17 protein-coding genes are annotated in these 19,942 nt (G+C 64.9%); 6 read left to right on the top strand and 11 right to left on the bottom strand.

The window, feature by feature from the left end; genetic code table 11:
• Positions 1–6 precede the first annotated feature (6 nt).
• Positions 7–2,370 (top strand): xanthine dehydrogenase molybdopterin binding subunit, encoded by a 2,364-nt coding sequence (gene xdhB / locus JYK05_RS10265; protein ID WP_206466848.1) that lies wholly within the window; start codon positions 7–9, stop codon positions 2,368–2,370.
• Positions 2,367–2,873: a xanthine dehydrogenase accessory protein XdhC gene (xdhC, locus tag JYK05_RS10260; protein WP_206466846.1), complete on the top strand. Its 507-nt coding sequence runs from the start codon at positions 2,367–2,369 to the stop codon at positions 2,871–2,873. Before xdhB ends, xdhC begins: the two co-directional genes overlap by 4 nt.
• A gap of 7 nt (positions 2,874–2,880) precedes the next feature.
• Here xdhC and JYK05_RS10255 read toward each other — a convergent pair whose 3' ends face one another.
• The 4 genes from JYK05_RS10255 to JYK05_RS10240 form a co-directional block, all read right to left on the bottom strand.
• Positions 2,881–3,798: an AraC family transcriptional regulator gene (locus JYK05_RS10255; RefSeq protein ID WP_175944817.1), complete on the bottom strand. Its 918-nt coding sequence runs from the start codon at positions 3,796–3,798 to the stop codon at positions 2,881–2,883.
• 12 nt (positions 3,799–3,810) lie between these two features.
• The gene (locus JYK05_RS10250) at positions 3,811–4,779 is read right to left on the bottom strand and encodes a LysR family transcriptional regulator (RefSeq protein WP_175944815.1); all 969 of its coding nucleotides are present in this window, start codon (positions 4,777–4,779) and stop codon (positions 3,811–3,813) included.
• Between the two features lie 182 nt (positions 4,780–4,961).
• Positions 4,962–5,642 carry a 2-hydroxychromene-2-carboxylate isomerase gene (locus JYK05_RS10245; RefSeq protein WP_206466844.1) on the bottom strand — a complete coding sequence of 227 codons (681 nt, stop codon included), beginning with the start codon at positions 5,640–5,642 and terminating at the stop codon, positions 4,962–4,964.
• Between the two features lie 175 nt (positions 5,643–5,817).
• Positions 5,818–7,254 (bottom strand): TAXI family TRAP transporter solute-binding subunit, encoded by a 1,437-nt coding sequence (locus tag JYK05_RS10240; protein ID WP_175944811.1) that lies wholly within the window; start codon positions 7,252–7,254, stop codon positions 5,818–5,820.
• A gap of 533 nt (positions 7,255–7,787) precedes the next feature.
• On the opposite strand from JYK05_RS10240, the gene JYK05_RS10235 reads away from it, so the two are divergent.
• Positions 7,788–8,162 carry a BON domain-containing protein gene (locus tag JYK05_RS10235; protein ID WP_175944809.1) on the top strand — a complete coding sequence of 125 codons (375 nt, stop codon included), beginning with the start codon at positions 7,788–7,790 and terminating at the stop codon, positions 8,160–8,162.
• A 639-nt stretch (positions 8,163–8,801) separates the two neighbouring features.
• Here the strand turns inward: JYK05_RS10235 and JYK05_RS10230 are convergent.
• Both JYK05_RS10230 and JYK05_RS10225 read right to left on the bottom strand, forming a co-directional pair.
• Positions 8,802–9,572, bottom strand: coding sequence for a DUF2242 domain-containing protein (locus JYK05_RS10230; protein ID WP_175945293.1), 771 nt, complete (start codon positions 9,570–9,572; stop codon positions 8,802–8,804).
• 212 nt (positions 9,573–9,784) lie between these two features.
• The gene (locus JYK05_RS10225; RefSeq protein ID WP_175944808.1) at positions 9,785–10,102 is read right to left on the bottom strand and encodes a DUF4148 domain-containing protein; all 318 of its coding nucleotides are present in this window, start codon (positions 10,100–10,102) and stop codon (positions 9,785–9,787) included.
• Between the two features lie 516 nt (positions 10,103–10,618).
• Here JYK05_RS10225 and JYK05_RS10220 point away from each other — a divergent pair.
• The gene (locus JYK05_RS10220) at positions 10,619–12,253 is read left to right on the top strand and encodes a hypothetical protein (protein ID WP_175944806.1); all 1,635 of its coding nucleotides are present in this window, start codon (positions 10,619–10,621) and stop codon (positions 12,251–12,253) included.
• 497 nt (positions 12,254–12,750) lie between these two features.
• Here JYK05_RS10220 and JYK05_RS10215 read toward each other — a convergent pair whose 3' ends face one another.
• The 3 genes from JYK05_RS10215 to JYK05_RS10205 all read right to left on the bottom strand — a co-directional run bounded on the left by JYK05_RS10215 (position 12,751) and on the right by JYK05_RS10205 (position 16,086).
• Positions 12,751–13,794 carry a PHB depolymerase family esterase gene (locus tag JYK05_RS10215; RefSeq protein ID WP_175944803.1) on the bottom strand — a complete coding sequence of 348 codons (1,044 nt, stop codon included), beginning with the start codon at positions 13,792–13,794 and terminating at the stop codon, positions 12,751–12,753.
• A 39-nt stretch (positions 13,795–13,833) separates the two neighbouring features.
• On the bottom strand, positions 13,834–14,256 hold the full coding sequence (locus tag JYK05_RS10210) for a CopG family transcriptional regulator (RefSeq protein ID WP_175944802.1): 423 nt from the start codon (positions 14,254–14,256) through the stop codon (positions 13,834–13,836).
• A gap of 654 nt (positions 14,257–14,910) precedes the next feature.
• Positions 14,911–16,086: a glycosyltransferase gene (locus tag JYK05_RS10205; protein ID WP_206468277.1), complete on the bottom strand. Its 1,176-nt coding sequence runs from the start codon at positions 16,084–16,086 to the stop codon at positions 14,911–14,913.
• Between the two features lie 456 nt (positions 16,087–16,542).
• On the opposite strand from JYK05_RS10205, the gene groES reads away from it, so the two are divergent.
• Positions 16,543–16,836 carry a co-chaperone GroES gene (gene groES / locus JYK05_RS10200; protein ID WP_159836846.1) on the top strand — a complete coding sequence of 98 codons (294 nt, stop codon included), beginning with the start codon at positions 16,543–16,545 and terminating at the stop codon, positions 16,834–16,836.
• Between the two features lie 78 nt (positions 16,837–16,914).
• Positions 16,915–18,555: a chaperonin GroEL gene (groL, locus tag JYK05_RS10195; RefSeq protein ID WP_175944800.1), complete on the top strand. Its 1,641-nt coding sequence runs from the start codon at positions 16,915–16,917 to the stop codon at positions 18,553–18,555.
• A gap of 104 nt (positions 18,556–18,659) precedes the next feature.
• On the opposite strand, the gene JYK05_RS10190 is transcribed toward groL, so the two are convergent.
• Positions 18,660–19,088 (bottom strand): hypothetical protein, encoded by a 429-nt coding sequence (locus JYK05_RS10190; RefSeq protein WP_371826377.1) that lies wholly within the window; start codon positions 19,086–19,088, stop codon positions 18,660–18,662.
• A gap of 43 nt (positions 19,089–19,131) precedes the next feature.
• Positions 19,132–19,914 (bottom strand): DUF72 domain-containing protein, encoded by a 783-nt coding sequence (locus tag JYK05_RS10185; RefSeq protein WP_206466843.1) that lies wholly within the window; start codon positions 19,912–19,914, stop codon positions 19,132–19,134.
• Positions 19,915–19,942 lie beyond the last annotated feature (28 nt).

Below are 19,942 nucleotides of genomic sequence, written 5' to 3'. Positions count from 1 at the left end.
ACGAACATGAATCAGCAAGCCGAAGCCTTTCTCGCCGACGCGCAGTCCCTCGTCAACGACGCCGACGCGTTCAAGCAGGTCCACGTCTCGCGGCCGCATGAATCCGCGCATCTGCACGTGAGCGGCCGCGCGAGCTACACCGACGACATTCCGCCCGTCGCGGGCACGCTGCACGCCGCGCTCGGGCTGAGCCCGAAGGCGCACGCGAAGATCGTGTCGATGAACTTCGACGCCGTGCGCGCGACGCCGGGCGTGGTCGCCGTCTTCACCGCCGACGACATTCCCGGCGTGAACGACTGCGGCCCGATCATCCACGACGATCCGATTCTCGCGCCGGGCGTGGTGCAGTACGTCGGCCAGCCGATGTTCATCGTGGTCGCGACGTCGCACGACACGGCGCGGCTCGCGGCGCGCCGCGCAGCGATCGAATTCGAAGACTTGCCCGCCGTGCTCACGGCGGAGGACGCGCGCCGCGCCGAATCGTACGTGCTCAATCCGCTGAAGCTCGCGCGCGGCGATGCGGAAAGCGCGATGGCGAAGGCGGCGCATCACGAACGCGGCGCGATGAAGCTCGGCGGCCAGGAGCAGTTCTATCTCGAAGGCCAGATTGCGTACGCCGTGCCGAAGGACGATGACGGCATGCACGTCTACTGCTCGACGCAGCATCCGACGGAAATGCAGCATCTCGTCGCGCATGTGCTCGGCGTGCATTCGCACAACGTGCTCGTCGAATGCCGGCGCATGGGCGGCGGATTCGGCGGCAAGGAATCGCAGTCGGGCATCTTCGCGTGCTGCGCGTCGCTCGCGGCGTGGAAGCTGTTGTGTCCGGTGAAGCTGCGCCCCGACCGCGACGACGACATGATGATCACCGGCAAGCGCCACGACTTCGTGTATGACTTCGAAGTGGGTTATGACGACGAAGGCGTGATCGAGGGCGTGGCCGTCGACATGACTTCCCGCTGCGGCTTTTCCGCCGATCTCTCAGGCCCGGTGATGACGCGCGCCGTCTGCCACTTCGACAACGCGTACTGGCTGCCGAATGTCGCCATCGAAGGCTATTGCGGCAAGACCAACACGCAGTCGAACACCGCGTTTCGCGGCTTCGGCGGGCCGCAGGGCGCGTTCGCGATCGAGTACATCATGGACAACATCGCGCGTTCGGTGGGCCGCGATCCGCTCGATGTCCGCATCGCGAATCTCTACGGCAAGACGGAGAACAACCGCACGCCGTATGGCCAGACGGTCGAGGACAACGTGCTGCACGAGCTGATCGCCGAACTGGCCGCGACGAGCGACTATCGCCGCCGCCGCGAAGCCGTGCGCGAGTTCAACGCGGACAACGCGATTCTGAAGAAGGGCCTCGCGCTGACGCCGGTGAAGTTCGGCATCGCGTTCAACGTCACGCACTTCAATCAGGCCGGCGCGCTGGTCCATATCTACACCGATGGCTCGATTCTCGTGAACCACGGCGGCACCGAAATGGGCCAGGGCCTGAACACGAAGGTGGCGCAAGTCGTCGCGCATGAACTCGGCATCGACTTCGGCCGCGTGCGCGTGACGGCGACGGACACGAGCAAGGTGGCGAATACATCGGCGACGGCGGCATCGACCGGAACGGATTTAAACGGCAAGGCCGCGCAGGACGCCGCGCGTCAACTGCGCGAGCGGCTCGCGACATTCGCGGCGGAGAAGTTCGGCGCGGGCACGGTGCCGGCGGCGAGCGTGCGCTTTGCCAACGACTGCGTGATCGTCGGCGAAGATGCGATTCCGTTCGGCGAAGTCGTCGCGAAGGCGTATCTCGCGCGCGTGCAACTGTGGTCCGACGGCTTCTACGCGACGCCGAAGCTCTACTGGGATCAGGCGACGATGCAGGGCCGCCCGTTCTTCTATTACTCCTACGGCGCGGCGGTGTCGGAAGTAGTGATCGACACGCTCACCGGCGAAATGCGCGTGCTGCGCGCGGATGCGCTGCATGACGTAGGCGCGTCGCTGAATCCGGCGCTCGACATCGGGCAAGTGGAGGGCGCGTTCGTGCAAGGCATGGGCTGGCTCACGACGGAAGAACTCTGGTGGAACAAGGACGGCAAGCTGATGACGCACGCGCCGTCGACCTACAAGATCCCGACGGTCAACGACATGCCCGCCGATTTCCGCGTGTCGCTCTTCAAGAATCGCAACGCGGAAGACAGCATTCATCGCTCGAAGGCGGTGGGCGAGCCGCCGCTGCTGCTGCCGTTTTCGGTGTTCTTCGCGATCCGCGATGCAGTCTCCGCGGTCGGCGATCACAAGGTGAATCCGCCGCTGAACGCGCCCGCGACGTCCGAGGAGATCCTGCGCGCGGTCAATGCGGTGAGGAGCGCGCGGTCATGATGCATGTCGTCGTGTTCGGCGCGGGCCACGTCGGCCATGCGCTCGTGAAGGTGCTGGGCACGCTGCCGTGCGTCGTCCAATGGGTCGATGCGCGCGACGAGCTTTTCCCCGACGAAGTGCCCGCGAACGTGCAGATCGAAGCGACGGATCTGCCGGACGCCATCGTCGATGAAGCGCCCGCCGGGGCGTATTTCATCGTGATGACGCACGATCATTCGCTCGACTTCGCGCTCACGCAGCGCATCATGCGGCGCGACGACTTCGCGTACTTCGGGCTGATCGGCTCGAAGACGAAGCGCGTGAAGTTCGAGCGGCGATTGATGGAGCGCGGGTTGGCGGAGGAGCGGCTCGTCGAGATGACGTGTCCGATCGGCGTCGAAGGAATCGTGGATAAAGCGCCGGCGTCGATTGCGCTGGCAGTCGCGGCGCAGGTGCTGCGGGTGCGGGAAGAACGCGCGCGGTCGAGTGCTTCGGTGCTGGGCGCGAAACGCGCAATGGCCTAAGCGCGCCTCACGCCCCAAACCCCCGCTCCGCCCGAAACTTCCCCGGCGCGACGCCATACACTTCCTTGAACCGCTTGCTGAACGCCGCTTCCGACTGATAGCCGACATTCGCCGCGACATCCGCGATGCTCTTCTTGGTGTGCGTGAGCATGGTGCTCGCGAGCTGCATGCGCACATGGCCTAACAGCGCGAGCGGCGAGCTTTCCGAATGCGCCGAGAACGCGCGCATGAACGTGGCGCGCGACATCGCCGCTTCCTTCGCGAGCATGTCGAGCGTCCACGGATCGGCGGGGCGTTCGAGCATCGCGATCACGGACGCGCCCAGCCGCCGGTGCGCCAACAGCGCGAGCACGCCCGAAAGCGACGGCTGCTCGGCCAGCCACGCGCGCAAGACCATCGCGAACAGAGCGGTGGAAAGCGCCGCCACGATCGACGGCGCGCCGAGCTGCGCTTCCTCCGCCTCGCGACGCATCGCCGCGACGAGCGGCCCCAGATACGGCGCGGACGCGCGCGTGAACGACACGTGCACCGCGTCCGGCAACACGTCGATGAGAAGCGCGCGCGGCGCATACGTGAAGCGCCCGCACAGCAGATCCACCGCCGGCTGCGCTTCGCCGCAATTGCTGCGCACCGTGACCGCGCCGTTGTCGCGCGTCTGCATGTCGCCGCCGCGTGTGTCGCCACCCGCGACGTGAAGCACGTGTGCGTCGCCGCGCGGCAGAAAGAGAATATCGCCCGCTTTCAGGTCGATCGGCGCATGGCCCTTGCGCGCCACCGTGCACGCGCCGTCCAGGACGACGTGATACGCCGCCTCGCCGGCCGGCGCGGGCGCGTGATCCACTTCGAGCGGGCCGCGCAAAAGACAACGCAAATCAAGCGCGCCGGAAAGCTGCGCGAGTTGAATCAAGCGGTCGAGAGCGTCCATGTCGTGAGCACGTTATTTGGCGACGGCCGCAGCGGACTCATGCACCGGCGCGGTCTTTCGGCCGATGAGCGAGTCCGACACGCGCGACATCAACGCGCAGAGCCACGCCACATCGGTCGATTGATCCGACTGCGGCTGCGACAGCCGATAGCACTTGATGCGCGGAAACGGCACCGGCGAATCCAGCACCGCGAGCGGAAGCATCGCGGCATAGTGTTGCGCGAAACGGCGCGGCGCGGTGAAGATCAGGTCCGATTGCAACAACACCTGCGGCACGAGACCAAAATACGGAATCGTCGTGACAATTCTTCGGCGGATGCCCGCCCGCGCGAGCCCGATATCGATCGGATGACGCTTCGCGCCGCTGTACGGCGTCGGCGCGAGGTGCGCGGCGAGCGCATAGCGTTCCACCGTCAGCGGCTCGCGCGCGAGCGGATGGTTCGCGCGCATCAGGCAGACGAACACGTCGGAGAAGAGGTCCTGTCGCTCGAAGCGCGGCTCGGGCTTCGTCCAGTTGGCGACCATCAAGTCGATCTCGCCTTCGTCGAGCGCGCGTTCGTGGTCGCGCATCGGGTTCAGGGATTCGATTTCGAGACGCGCATGGGGCGCGGCGTCGCGAAACGCGGCCACGAGCGTCGGCATGAAGAAATCGTTCAGATAGTCCGGCGCGGCGAGCCGGAAGGTGCGGCGCGAATGGGCGGGATCGAAATCGCCGTGCGGCGTCGCGACGAACTCCACCTCGCGCAGCGCGCGCTGCGCGGGCGCGAGCAGCGTCTCGCCGTATTCGGTCGGCACCATGCCTTGCTTGCCGCGCACGAGAATCGGATCGTTCAGGATTTCGCGCAGGCGGCGCAGCGCCGTGCTGATGGCCGGCTGCGTCTGGTTCAGGCGCTGGGCGGTCTGCGTGACGCTGCGCTCCAGCAGCAGCGTGCGCAGGACGCGGATGAGCCAGATGTCGAGGGAATCGGCGGGTTCGTTCATGGGCTTTGCGTGGGACCGGAGGCCGAAGCGCCGTGTCGGGTGCGGCAACGGTTAAAAACAGACGGCGCGGCGCACGGCCGCAACCGAAGTTAAACCCGTTCCGATTTTTGACGCCATAGCGCATGCCCTATGCGCGGCATAGGCGCGGCATAGGCGACGGTCGCGAACGCGGTCGCCGTGGCTCAGCCGCCGACTGCCGTCGTGTCGCCGGGATCGGCTTCCGGGCGGGCCATCGGCAACGTGCTGATGCGCTTCACCTCGGCCGCGTCCAGCCAGTTCGGCGAGCGGGCGACGTAGAGCACCATCGGCAGCGTGTCTTCACCCCAGAAGATCTGGTCGTTCACGACGAAGGTCGGCACGCCGAACACGCCCATCGCGACGGCGCGGTCATTGTTGTCGCGCAGCTTCGCCTTCACGTCTTCGTCGTCGATGCGCGATTCCGCCTCCGGCATGCCCACGTATTCGCAGAGCGCGCGAAAGCCATCGGGCGACGATGGATCGCGCCCTTCGCGCCAGATGAAGCGAAAAATGTCGCGCACGCGCGTCATGTCGCCGTTTGCGAGCACGGCGAGCCGCAGCGCCTTCACCGGATCGAACGGATGCGCGGGCGGCATGCGGAACGGAATGCCGAGTTGTTCGGCCCGAAAGAGCGCGTGGCGATACGTGAACACGCGCTTGGACGGAATGGTGGCCGCGTGCGGCTGCTTCCAGCGGTCGAGGAGCTTCAGCAGTTGCACGGGCACGAATTCGAACGGCATGTCGGGCCATTTGTCGTGCTGCTCCAAGAGCAGATACGAGAACGGCGAGATGAAGTCGAAAAAAAAGTACGGGCGACCGTCGGCGGTCGAATGCGGGGCACTCATGTCGTTTCTCCTTGCTTTTGGCGCGCTCGCGCTGGCCTCGTCGTTCGCTCTACGTGTTCGGTTGCTGCGGCGCTCACGCTGCGGCATTCGCCGGCTGGCGTCGTGTCCTGCATCCGGTGCGGCGAACGCGCGCCGCGTATCTCCCGACCGCTTATCGCGATCGAATCATTCGATATTACGTGCTGCGCTGCTCCGTGTCTTCACGCGACGCGACTTGCCGGCGCGAAGGCGGCTGCGCGTTCGCGCCGGCCTCGGCGGCGAGCCGCTCGCGCACGAAGCCGATGTGCTCGCGCAACACATAGAACTGGTCCGCGAAGGCGAGCGGCATCTTCATCCGGTTGACCGCCGATTCGATCGCGTCGATTCGGTCGAGCAGGGCGTCGCGCTGCGCGGTGTCGGGGCCGCTGATCGCCTCCCGTTCGATTGCAATCAACGCGCCATACCAGCGATAGATGCGCGACTTCACGCGCCAGCGATACAGCCCCGGCACGAGCCGCAGCGCCGGAATGAGCACGACGACGAGCGGCACGAGCACGACGAGCACGCGATCGGCGAGACTCGCGATCCAGAACGGCAGCACGCGGTACAGAAAACTCTTGCCCGACTTGTAATAACGCTCGGCGTCGTCGCTGATGCGGAATTCGTGGGCGAGCGGCGCGGGAAATTCGTTCGCGCGCTGCATCAGGTTCGCGCGGCTGTGGACTTCGCGCGCCGCCTCGATGAGCAGGTCCGAGAGCGCGGGATGCAGGCTGTCGCGGGCGACGAGCTCGACGGTCGGCGCGATCATGTGGACCGGGCGCGGCGGCAGATTGTTGGCGAAATCGAACGCGCCCATCGGCAATTCGATCTCGGTGAGGTAGGGAAAGCGCCGCGCGTAGGCGTCGGCCTGCGCGAAGTCCATGAAGCGCACGCCCGGCGTGCGCAGCAGCTTCGCCATCGTCGGCGGCTGCGCGGAATCGCCCGTCAAAAGCGCGGCGTCGATCTGCCCGCCTTCGAGCGCCTTGGCCGCGGCCTCGCCGGACAGCGGCAGCAACTGCGTGTCGCCGCCGGGCTCGATGCCGTTCGCCTTCAGGAGCGTCAGCGCAAGCGCGCGCGTGCCGCTGCCCTCGGCGCCGATGCCGAGCCGCTTTCCCTTGAACTCCGACAGCCGCGAAACCACGGGCCCGCGATAGAACACGGCGAGCGGCACGTATGCGACGCTGCCGAGCGATTCGAGGTCGTCGTGCACTGCGCCCGGCGGCATCATGCCGCCCTGCACGAAACCGACATCGACGCCGGAATCCGGCTTCTCCAGCCGCGTGAGATTGTCGAGCGAGCCTTGGGTCTCCAGCACGTTGAGCGTCACGCGGTTGCGTGCGAGGATCGCCTTGTACTTCTGCGCGCTGTTCCAGAAAGAACTGCCCTTCGGCCCGGCCGCGATGGTGAGCGTGTTCGGCGGCGCGGGTTGAATGAGCCGCACGGCCAGGTATAGCGCCGCGATCGCCACGACGAGAATCGGGCCGAACGTCAGCGCGAGGTCGCGCCACGACACCGCGACGAAACGCGCGACGATTTTCGGTTGCGGCCTGCGTCGCGGGCGTTCCTTTTGGGGATTGCCGTCTGATTGAGTCATCTCGTGCCAACTGTCAACTTCGTGCCCGAGAGCTTACCCGAACGCGCGACGCGAAGCCCTCGCGGCCCGGCTGCCGTCGCGGCGGCGGCATGCGTGTGACACGCGTGTGTCGCGTGCGGGCGGCTCGCGATGTTAAATGCTTTGCGCTAATGCCCGCGCTGGGCTAAATTGACGTTCGCCGCCGCACGGCAAGGACTTCCGTCCGAAAACCCGTTATTTGGGTCAGGCGGGCACGTGCCGCCTTCTTGGGCGCTTGTTGAATTGCCGTGCGTCAGGACAACACATAGACGAGCCGACGGGTCATCCGCCCGAATAACGGCCGAGTTCGTTTCTTCGCCAGCCTCTCGCAGCATTGCATGACAGCATCCGCGGCACGTCGCCGCCGGTTCGCCGGTCCATTGGACCGCCGGCCGCGCGGCCACGGGCATGCGCGGTGCCGTACGCCTTAGGCCGGTCCACGCTGTCCGGCTTGAAGTGCAAACGAGCGAAGCAGCAACTGTGCGAAGTCAACAAGCGAAACAAAAGGAGAAACCATGAAAGTTGTCGATATGTTGAAGGCGCTGGGCGTCGTGGTGTGCGTGGCGGTCGCGTCGAGCGCCTACGCTCAATCCAGCGATGCCGCGGCGACCACCGGCACCGAATCCGCCGCGCCGACCAAGGCGCAGAAGTCCGCGACCAAGAAGACGGATCGCAAGCTCGGCTACGACGTGCGCCGCGCGCTGTCGAAAGCGCAGGGCTTCGATGTGTCGAACGTGTTCGTCCGCGCACGCGGCGGCGCGGTCACGTTGACCGGCACGGTGCCGGAAGGCGCGCAGATCTCTCAGGCCGAAGAAGTGGCGAAGGGCGTGACGGGCGTGCAGTCGGTCTCGAACAAGCTCACGCTGAGCCCGCAAAACGGCGGCAAATAAGCGGCGAGCCTCAGCCGTTTCGGGCGAGGCGCGCGAACGGGCTCCGGCTTAGGTCGGAGCCCGTTTTTGTTTGGTGCGACAGCCGGCCGATGAGCCAGCGCGGCGCTGCCAAGCCGGGTGAATGGGATAGGTGCTGTCCGGCCGCGACGCTGTGCGCGAACGGAGGCAGCGCGTCGGCGAATGGGCGGACGCAGGGCGGCGAGGAGCCCGTTATCGCCTTGTGCGACAGCCGGCCGATGAGCCAGCGCGGCGCTGTCGAGTCGGGTGAATGGGATAGGTGGTGTCCGGCCGCTTCGCTGTGGCGCGAAACGGAGGCCGCGCGTCGGCGAATTGGGGCGACGCAGGGCGGCGAGGAGCCCGTTTTTGTTTGGTGCGACAGCCGGCCGATGAGCCAGCGCGGCGCTGTCGAGTCGGCGATATGTGCTGTTCGGTCGCTCCGCTCTTGCGTGAACCGGGAAATGCGCGTCGACGAATGGGCCGACGCCGGCCGAAGTCGCAACGCCCCGCGAATCGGCAATCGCTCAGCCTGTCACCGCCGATGCGGCACGAGTGCGGATGCCGTGACTGCGGTCTTCGCAGTCGGTAGATTGTCGGCGAAGCGGTGCGTCACCGCCGACGCCGCAGCCGACCAACGATCCATCAATGCGTCACCGCCGACGCCGCAACCGGCGCCGATGCCGCCACAGTACTGGCGGCAGCCTGGGCTTCCTGCTTAGTGGCCGCCGCGGCCTCCGGCGTCTGAATCGCGGTCGCGGCCGCGGCAGGCGCCTGCACGACGATCGGCGTCGGCGTCAACTCCGGCGAGCTGACGATCAGTGAGGGCGCGAGCGGCTTGCTCTCGACTTCATCGGATGCAATGGGCGAGCTGCGCGGCACCGTCGTCAGATAGTGGCCCATCAAGCCGAAAAAGCGGTCATAGAACTTGCCGGCCGGCACGGTTTCGCTCGAGATCTTGACCATCGCGTCGCTGTTCGAGCGGATCGGCAGCGAAAGCGAGCCGAGCACGCTCAGGCCTACGCTCGCGGACGTATCGCTCTTCTTGAGCGCGTAGCCGTCCTGCACGGCGTTCACATAGGCGATGCTCTGATTCGTCGCGTTCTCGCCGGGCGTGCACACGACATGAAACGACACCACGACGTGCGTCTCGGCGGACGGCTGGAAGTTCTTCGTGGCGTCGACGCTGTCGGCCTGCGCCATCGTCGTGAGAAACCCTTGAGACAGCAACGCGCGGCGCGCGGCTTCGCAGGTTTCCTTTACCGTGGCGTCGAAGTTATGCGCGTAGGGGCTCGCGCCGGTGTTGAACAACTCCTGCTGATAGCTGGGCGTGGTGGCGGTGCGGCCACCGCAGGCAGCGAGCGCGAGAAGACCGAGTGAAACGACAGCGAGGCGCAAGGACGACGGGATAGGCATGGCAGGGGGCAGAAACCAGATCTGTGACAAGCAGACACACATTTTAGTGCGGTCCGAGCCTCCGATGAAAAAGCACAATCCGAAAACGTCGAAAAATCCGAGGCTTACAGCGAGATGACCGTCGTAAGGCGCCTGTCGTGGCGCTCACCAAACGCGGACGCGCATGCGAAAAAGCCCGGCGCGGGGCCGGGCTTCGCATCGGTCGATACCGCTTACGGACGATTGAAATCGACCGCATTGACCTCGGCAGTCGCGCGATTCGCGCGTCCGGACGCCGACGCGCCGTCCGCCGAGCCGCCGAACGACGTCGCCGCAGCGCCTTGCGTCCCGTGGATGCGGGCTTCCGCAGCCTGGATCGCGGCCGGGTAAGTCGTGTGATCGCTGGCGGGGTTGTAACCGGCGCGCTGCAGTTCGGCCAGTTGCGCCTTCACTTCGGCGCGGGTCAGAGCGCCGTTTTCGTCCGCGTGGGCCAGCGCCGGGGCAGCCAGTGCCGAAGCAATGACGATGGCGGGAACGATTGATTTGAACATGATAAACCTCCGTATCTGGTTGAGCGGGACGCCGCAGGAGCTTGGACTCGCACTGCGTTGTCGTTGAGATGCAGTGTAAGTCGGCTGCGACTAGGTATAAACCCTAGTTAAGCGAAAGCTGAATTGTCGAAATAGGATTAATCCGCTCAATCGGTTTGCCAGAGCGATTGACGCTGCATCGCATGCAAGTAGCGAGATGCATCGGCCCGCGGCCTAGACGAGCTTCTGCATATTTTTTGTTGCATATCGCGTGGTATCGTCGTCTGCGTACCGCGTCGTCCGCCCACATTAACGTCGGATGAATCCTTCGGGCTGCTTAGCGACGCGCTCTACGGTCAACGCAGCTTTCGCCATGAGAACATCGCCTATGACGACGTTTGATCTCATCTCGCCGCGCGACGAACCTTGCCGGCTCGTCAATCTGGCCCTGCGCGTCCGCGCCTCCTCTACAAGTTCGCAGCCTCACTACACGCCGACGACTTCCGTCCAAGAAGGGCACATCATCGAGGAAACGCCATGAACTTTCCGGTCGATCGCTCCGCGCCGGCGAGCGCGAACGTCGATGCAGCGGCCGCGCCAGCGCCGGTCTCGCGCGCCGGTCCGCGAGCCGCGATGCTGCCGCGCGTGCTTTTTTTCGCGACCGTGCTGTATGGCGCAGCCTTGTTCTGGATCGCGCCGCGTCCGCCGCTCGCCGACTTGCCCCAGCACGCCGGGCAGGTCATGTTGCTGCGCGATCTGCTCGAACATGCGTCGCCGTGGCAAAGCCTCGTGCAACTCAATCTGCTGACGCCATATCTCATCGGCTATGGGCTGGCTTTGCCGCTCACGTATCTCATGCCGGTCGCGGCCGCGCTCAAGTGCCTGATGACGGTCGCGTACCTGGGGTTCGTCGCATCGTGCGTGGGCTTTCGACGTCATTTGCATGGCGATGCACGGCTCGACTGGCTCTTCGTGCCCGGATGTTTCGGCTTCGCGTTCGGATGGGGCTTCTACACGTTTTTGGTCGCGGCGCCGCTGGGCATTCTGTTCATCTGGCTGACGTACGGTTATGCAACGGCGTTGTCGGTGAAGAAGGGTGTCGCCATCGCGCTGGCGGGCGCGGTGCTGTTCTTCTGCCACGGGCTCGTGTTTCTGTTCGCGTGCGCTGTCGGCGTCGGCTTCGTGCTCTTCAAGCAAAGGCCGCTCGCGCGCGGCGTGAAGGCGCTCGCGCCGTTCGTGCCGCTCGGCTTGCTGTGCATTGCCTATGTGCTGCGCAGTCGCGCGACCGATCCGCTGCTCGGGCAGACGGTGCCCGACATCGTCGTATTTAAATGGGGCTGGAATTTGCACCGCGTGCTCTCGCTGCCCGTTTATGTCTGGGGCATGAGCAAGAGCGCCGCCATGTATCTGCCGCTCGTCGCCTTGATGTTCGCGGCGCCTTGGCTCTGGCGCGACAAGATCAATCGGGACCGCGCGGTGATCGTCCCGATGCTGGCCGTGACTTTCATCTGGTTCGCCGTGCCCGACGCGGCGCTCAAGACCGGCTATCTGTATCACCGGTTCGCGCTTTTCCTGCTGCCGGCCTATGCGCTGATGTTCTGTCCCGCGCCACGGCCGGCGAGCGATGCGCGCGCATCGGCGTCGGGTTCGGCGTTGGGTTCGCCCTGGACCGCATGGCGAGGCGTCGGCGTGCAGGCCGCGATCATCGCGGGATGCTGGATTTTTCTCACCGATCAAGCCGTCCGCCTGCATCGCTTCGCCGCCGAGAACGCGCCGCTCGAGAAGCTGCTCGCGCGAGCGGAGCCGGGTCAACGCGCGCTGAACCTCGTGTTCGATCGGGAAAGTCCCGCGTACGGGAGCATCGCCGCTTACATGCATCAGGCGCTGTGGTATCAGGCGGAGAAACACGGGTTCGTCGATTTCAACTTCGCGACGTTCGTGCCGCAGATCGCGCGCTTCAAACCGGGGATGCTGCCTTTGCAACCCCCGGCGCTCGAAGGCGATCCCCGGCGCTTCGACTGGACGAAAGACAACGGGCGGCAGTATCGGTATTTCTTCGTGCACAAGGCGGGGCCCGTACCGGAGAATTTTTTCGTCAACAATGAATGCGATGTCGTTCAGGTCGTGCAAGAGGGCGAATGGTCGCTGTATGAGCGGCGCGATTGTCGCTGACACGGCCCGCCCCGATTGGCGTGGGCGCCGGCAAACCGCAGCGCGCCCGTCGTTTCGATCAGCTAGTCGGACTGTCCGCGGATGCCAGATGCCCGTGCTTCATTAGCACGGCGCGCGCGCCCGAGGCAAGCAGCGCCTCGCCCTGACGCACCAATGTGCGTTGGTATCACGGGAGGTTCGACCCGCCAACGTACCGTGCGTCGATCATGCCGTGAGCAGACGGCGCCGAATCAAGCGACGCATGACGTTTCGCCTGGGAGCTCAGCTCCTCTCGGCCGCATGCCGGTTCCCGTGCTTACACCGCAAGCGGTTCGGGAACGCTTCACGGTGCTGGGCCGGCCTCCGGCCGACAAATGCGGCGCTCGCTAACCCCGCCACAGGCTCGACGAGAACAGGCGCCATGCGTAACGGCCGCCCAACGCGCGCTTCGCTCGCGCAGTTGCCGTGTCGCATGCGGGTGCGGCGTCTCGCGAAGCATGAGCCGCGATGAAACCTGCCTAGTTCTTCGGATGCGCGAAAAAGAAGCGCAGCATCTCGGCGCTGGCGTCCGGTCCGCTCGGGTCGGTGTAAGTGCCGCGCGCGCTGCCGCCGGACCACGCGTGGGGTGCGCCGTGAAGCGTCCACAGTTCGGCGGGCAGCCCATCGGGCGATACGAACTGCTGCACCGAATGCTGGCGAGTTCCCGCCACGCCCGCCATGCGGCGCTCCGGCCCGCTCGCAACAAAGCCTTCGACGACTCGGCGCGCGTTGACGTGATTCACGGTGGCGTCTGCATCGCCGTGAAAGACGATCAGCGGACAGCGAACGGCCCCCGACGCCGCCGCCTTGCCTTCGCCGCCGCGCATGACGGCGAGCGCGGACGGCAGATCGTGCGCGTGTCCGGCGGGCAGTCCCGAGTGAACGCCCGCTGCCGCGTACAAGTCGGGATAGCGTTGCGCCATGATCGCCGCCATCGCACCGCCCGCCGACAAGCCCGCGACGTAGACGCGCTTCGCATCCACATTGTGAGTGGCCATGATTTCGCGCGTGATGCCGGCTATCAGCGACGGCTCGCCCGCGTCGCGCTGCTGGTCGGACGGCTTGAACCAGTTCCAGCATTTCGATGCATTCGCGCTTTGCGGCTGAACCGGGTACGCGACGATGCACGGCTGCCGTTCCGCGAGCGCGTTCATTTGCGTGCCGGCCGCGAAGTCGTCGGCGTTCTGCGTGCAGCCGTGCAGCATCACGACGAGCGGCAATGGCTCGTTGCGATAACCGCTCGGCACATAAAGCTTGTAGTCGCGCTGACCGGCGGCATTCGCGTAGCGGCGCGTGCTGAAGTGCCCGCGATCTTCCACTTCGGGCTGCGGTTCGGCGCGCGCGGGCGTCTTGAGGCGTTCGGTGAAGCGTGAGAGCCCGGACGCGGGCGCGGAGGACTCCGCGTGGGCATGGTCGCCGCGCATCGCGCGCTTGACGACGTCGGTGGCGGCATCGCTGTTGCCGTTCTGAAAGAGCTGAAAAGCCTCTTTCATCGAGTCGAGAAAACCTTCGTTCAGTTTCATGTCTTGTCCGGTTTCGGATGCAGAGCGGTCGAGCCGCAATCAGCGGATCCGGTCTGCAAGCGCGGCCTTGACGGCCGGCGATGCGTGAAGGGCACCTCGAACCAGAATCGATTCGATGGTGGCAAGCGCGAGTTCGGGGGAAACGTCGGCGGCGATGCTCGCGAGGCCCAGCACCTGAATCTTCAGCCGTTCATTGGCCGCGCGCACCGCTTCCAGGTCCTGTCTGGAGAAATATTGAAGCCCGAGCACGAGCGCACGCCGGGTCGCCGTTTCCCGAACGACGGACGCGTGCACCGCGAGTTGATTGCGGATAGCCGTGCGGATCAGGTCCGTGCGGTTCGAGTAAAAGCCTTCTTCGACGAGCAGATCGATCTGGCCGAGGTCGACGGGGCCGAGGTTGATCGTGATTTTTTCGGTGTCGCCGCCTTTTGAGCGGGTGAGGTCGTTTGGTTGTACGGGCATAAGGGGCTCCATCCTGCTGCCATCTAGGTGGATGGTCAGCGGCGGGTTTTCAAGTGGCAGTTCGCATTTTTTAAAGCGCGCGGTCGCGTCGCGCAGCGGGATATGGCGGCGCGGTTGCGCAATCTGCGGCGGAGGAGGGAACTGCCTTCTCGTGATAACTAATGGCTAGTCGCCGCTTTGTGCGGCGAACCGCGTTGTCGGCGTAACCGGCGCGGCAAGGCTTGGAATTAGCGGCGCGGCGCCCTTCGGGATCAGTTGGCCGACGCCGGTCACGTGGCCGCGCGGCAAGCCTGTCGACGCGAGGCCCGCACTGCGAGCTTGCCGGTAGCGCGGCCCCGGCGGCTGTACGCGACTCAGCCAGTCGCTAGCGCCTCGCACGCGTCAGTTTGGCGACGCATTGCGCAAAACGCTCGTTGCTGGCCGCGATACCGTATTCCTCAGCGCGTTCCAGCGCGCTTTGGCGCATGCGATTGCTCAACGCATCGTCGGTAAGCAAGCGGCGCATGGCGCTCGCGAGTTCCTCGTCCGCTCGAACTGCGAATTTTCTTGCCAAAGGCCAGTCGCGTAGGCGTGCGGCAAGCCTGTCGACGTGGGTCCGCATTGCGAGCGTGCCAGTAGCGCGGCCCATGCGGCCGTACAGAAAACAAGCGGCCGCTAGCGCCTCGCACTCGTCAGTTCCGACACGCATCGCGCAAAACGCTCGTTGCTGACTGCAATGCCGTACTCTTCAGCGCGTTCCAGCGCACGCGCGCGCATGCGATGCATCAACGTTTCGTCAGTGATTAGGCGGCGCATGGCATCGGCGAGTTCGTCGTCCGCTCCGATCGGAAACAAGATCCCGAAGCGGCCGTCGCCGAGAATCTCGCGCGGGCCGGTCGGGCAATCGCTCGCTATCACGGGCGTGCCCAGCGCGAGCGCCTCGAGCAGCACCATCGGCATGCCCTCGTAGCGCGAACTCAGCACCTGAAGGCGCGCGCCGGCGACCAGCGCGTGCGGGTTGTTGCGATAGCCGGCGAAGTGCACGCGCGCGGCGATACCGAGCTCTTCTGCGAGCCCTTCGAGTTCGCCGCGAAACGCGCCATCGCCGACGATCACCAGATGTTCCGCGATATCGCCGGCACTCACGAGCCGCGCGTAAGCTCGCAGCAATGTGCGATGGTCCTTCTGGATTTCGTCGAGCCGCGCGACGGATACGATGTACGGCGCATCACACAGCGGCGTTTCGGTCGCCAGCGCGTCGCGGCGAATACGTTCTATATCAATGGCATTCGGCAGCACGAACAGCCGCTGCAGCCCGTCGCCGAACATGCGGCGCGCTTCATCGGCCATGTGCTGATTCAGCGCGGCCACGCCGTCGTAACGCGCGAACTGCGCCGCGAGCCGGCGCTTCTTGCGCGGACGGGCGCCCAGCCGCGCATCGAAGCTGAAGTGGTTGACGCCGAGCCACGCCGTGCCGAACTGGCCCGCCAGGCGGCGCAGCGACATGTCGAAATCGACGATCAGCGCGTGCCGGCGCGCCAGTGCTTGAATGCGTCGCTTCACAAAGGGCCGCACAGCGAGCGTGTTGAAGACGTCGCGCCCCACGCGCCCGAGCTTGCTCAGCTTGCGCGCGTAACGTCGCGTCTGAAAGTAATTGAGCCATTGCTTATCAGCGAGGATCTCGATGCCGACATCCGGCGGCACGAGCGCCCGAAAGCGGCTCTCGAACGCCGGGGAGGAATGCATCACGGACAGCGTGACGCTGAAGCGCTCACGGTCGAAGACCCGCAGCCACTGGATGAGCGACGATTCGATCCCGCCGTCGTTGAAGTCGACGATATGAAAAAGCACCGGCATGCGTTCGCCCGCTGGCGGCCGTGCGTTGGTTTCGGAGTCGGCTTGGCTTGCGATTGTGCTTGCGGGAAGAGCGGCAGTCGGCACTGTGGGAACGCGTTCGTCGAAAAGAGAAGGGCGAAGCTGCCATGCTACCGCAGTTGCCGAGAGGCAAAGACGAGCGCCCGCGACCAAAGATTTCGTCTCGAGGACCGGAACGCGCCCGCTCGCAGGCGCCGCGGCCCGCCAGCGATGGCGGCGAAGCTGTCACTGATCCAGTCTAGACGCTTTATTAACATGACCGCGCGCACACGTCCGAAGCCGTCTCCCTCCCTCCCTCCTTGAAATTGTCAAATCCGGTCCATATAATTGGCACTCACTGCACGAGAGTGCTAACAAGATTTCCGTCCGGCGGGCTCCGCCCAAAAGACGGGCTTTCCCGCGTTTTCAGTCTCATTCAAGAGAGGAGTGTGTATGAACCTTCGTCCTTTGCACGATCGCGTCATCGTCAAACGTCTGGACCAGGAAACCAAGACCGCATCGGGCATCGTGATCCCGGAAGCAGCGGCAGAAAAGCCGGATCAAGGCGAAGTCCTGGCCGTCGGCCCGGGCAAGCGCGATGACAAGGGCACGCAAAACGCCCTCGACGTGAAGGTGGGCGACCGCGTGCTCTTCGGCAAATACGCCGGCCAGACCGTCAAGGTCGACGGGCAGGAACTGCTCGTCATGCGCGAAGAAGACATCATGGCCGTTCTGGTCAACAAGTAAGCATTCTTCCTGTACGCCGGGCTTCGCGCCTCAAAGGGCGGCGGGCCGGCACACTGAATCGAATCAAGGAGTCTGGATATGGCAGCTAAAGAAGTCACTTTCGGCGATTCCGCACGCGCCAAGATGGTCGAAGGCGTGAACATCCTGGCCAACGCGGTCAAGGTCACGCTGGGTCCGAAGGGCCGCAATGTCGTGCTCGAGCGTTCGTTCGGCGGCCCGACGGTCACCAAGGACGGTGTCTCGGTCGCGAAGGAAATCGAACTCAAGGACAAGCTCCAGAACATGGGCGCGCAAATGGTCAAGGAAGTCGCTTCCAAGACCAGCGACAACGCAGGTGACGGCACCACGACCGCTACCGTGCTCGCACAGTCCATCGTTCGCGAAGGCATGAAGTATGTCGCATCGGGCATGAACCCGATGGACCTGAAGCGCGGCATCGACAAGGCCGTCGCAGCAGCCATCGAAGAACTGCGCAAGATCAGCAAGCCCTGCACGACGAACAAGGAAATCGCGCAAGTCGGCTCGATCTCGGCGAACAGCGACACGTCCATCGGCGAGCGCATCGCTGAAGCCATGGACAAGGTCGGCAAGGAAGGCGTGATCACCGTCGAAGACGGCAAGTCGCTGCAAGACGAGCTGGACGTCGTGGAAGGCATGCAGTTCGACCGCGGCTACCTGTCGCCGTACTTCATCAACAACCCGGACAAGCAAGTCGCCGTTCTGGAAAACCCGTTCGTGCTGCTGCACGACAAGAAGGTTTCCAACATCCGCGATCTGCTGCCGGTGCTGGAACAAGTCGCGAAGGCCGGCCGTCCGCTGCTCATCATCGCTGAAGACGTCGAAGGCGAAGCTCTGGCTACGCTGGTCGTCAACAACATCCGCGGCATCCTGAAGACCGTTGCTGTGAAGGCTCCGGGCTTCGGCGACCGTCGCAAGGCCATGCTGGAAGACATCGCGATCCTGACCGGCGGTCAAGTCATCGCGGAAGAAACCGGCCTGACGCTGGAAAAGGCGACGCTGCAAGAGCTGGGTCAAGCGAAGCGCATCGAAGTGGGCAAGGAAAACACGACGATCATCGACGGCGCTGGCGAAGCCGTGAACATCGAAGCTCGCGTGAAGCAAGTGCGCAAGCAGATCGAAGAAGCGACGTCGGACTACGACCGTGAAAAGCTGCAAGAGCGCGTGGCCAAGCTGGCCGGCGGCGTGGCAGTGATCAAGGTCGGCGCTGCGACCGAAGTCGAAATGAAGGAAAAGAAGGCACGTGTCGAAGACGCTCTGCACGCCACCCGCGCAGCAGTGGAAGAAGGCATTGTGGCTGGCGGCGGCGTTGCGCTGATCCGTGCTCGCAAGGCGATCGAAGGCCTGAAGGGCGCGAACTCGGACCAGGACGCGGGTATCCGCATCGTCCTGCGTGCGATGGAAGAGCCGCTGCGCCAGATCGTCACGAACGGCGGCGAAGAAGCCTCGGTCGTGGTGGCGGCTGTTGCTCAAGGTTCGGGCAACTACGGCTACAACGCGGCAACCGGCGAGTACGGTGACCTGGTGGAAGCCGGTGTCGTCGACCCGACCAAGGTGACGCGCACGGCGCTGCAAAACGCGGCATCGGTGGCAGGCCTGCTGCTGACGACCGACGCAGCCGTCGCCGAACTGCCGAAGGAAGATGCTCCGATGCCTGGCGGCATGCCCGGCGGCATGGGCGGCATGGGCATGGACATGTAAGACGGCTTCGGCCCGATTACATCGGTGCGAGTCTCGCAAGGGGCTCGCGCCATGCCAGAAAAAAAACCTGCAGCGATGCAGGTTTTTTTTCGCCCATCGACAAGCTATTTGTTCATCTCGTCGCGCAGCTTCTGCGCGGCGGCTTTGTAGTCGTAGGTCGGGTAGAACTCCGTGTGATATCCGCCCCACGCGGTCGTTTCGATCGCGCGATTCACTTCCCGCAACCTGTCCGCCGGCACGCGCAAGGTCACCACTTGCCCGATGCCCATCATCACGTACCACGACACCACTTCGACGCCCGGCGGGGGAAACGTCTTGAAGTAGCCCTGTTCCTTCAATTGCTGGTTGATCTTCGGCAGCGGCTTGGACTCGTCGTGCTTGAGGAAGATGGTCAGCAGGAAGGTGCCGTCGCCCGCAGGCGTGGCCGGCGGCGGCGATGCGTCCTGCGCATGGACGGGCAGCGCCGCCGAGACAATCGTGGCGAGCATCGTGGCTCGGATCAGGCGAGCGAAGCGTCGTGCCGGCTTGTGCATCAGCGAATCTCCTTCGGAAGCAATGAGCAGAAGCGGAAAGGCACTACGCCTTCCGATGATGAAGATGCAGACGCTCCATCACATGCAGCGCGTTGGGCTGCGCGTGGCCGAGCGTCGTGTTGTCGAAGATGCACCACACCTCGGGCGTCTTTTTCGCGCGGGCTTGCAGCGTGCGCGCGAGATCGTCGAGATACGGGAAGTCGTACGAAGACTTGTAGAGATCCGGCGAGCCGTGCAGCCGCACATAGACGAGCGACGTGTCCGCCCGATGCTTGATCTCGCAGTCGTCGGGAATCGGGTCGGCGTCCACGTACGCGATGTGATGCGCTTTGAGAAGCGCCGCCGCATCCTTGGTGAACCAGCTCGGATGGCGCGCCTCGCAGGCAACCGGCAGCTTGGTGCGCTCGCGCAGCGCCTTGAAGAAGGCATCGGCCAGATCGTGTTCGAACGCGAGGCTCGGCGGCAGTTGCGCGAGCCAGCAGCCGAGCTTGTCGCCCAGTTTGCCGGCGGCGGCCAGAAATTCGTCGATGAGGGCGTTCGTGTCGGCGAGACGCGCGTCGTGCGTGATCGCCTTCGGCAGCTTCACCGAAAAGCGGAACGAGTCGGGCACGCTCTGCGCCCACTTCTCGTAAGTCTGCTCGCGATGCGGCTTATAGAAGCTCGAGTTGATTTCGACGCACGTCAGCACGCGCGCGTAGCGTTCGAGATGCGTGCCTTCGTCGGGAAAGCTCGACTGGACCGAGCTCGAAAGCGCCCAGCCCGCGCAGCCGACGCGGATGGCGCCTTGCGGGCCGGGCTTGTGCAGATGGGGCAGTCGATACGGCATGCGCTCGCAAAGCCTCCCTTCGTTGGTC

Source organism: Caballeronia sp. M1242 (genome assembly GCF_017220215.1).
In the GTDB taxonomy this organism is placed as follows: Bacteria; Pseudomonadota; Gammaproteobacteria; order Burkholderiales; family Burkholderiaceae; genus Caballeronia.
Note: the sequence above shows the minus strand (reverse complement) of the source record. Positions and strands in the feature narration are given on the sequence as shown.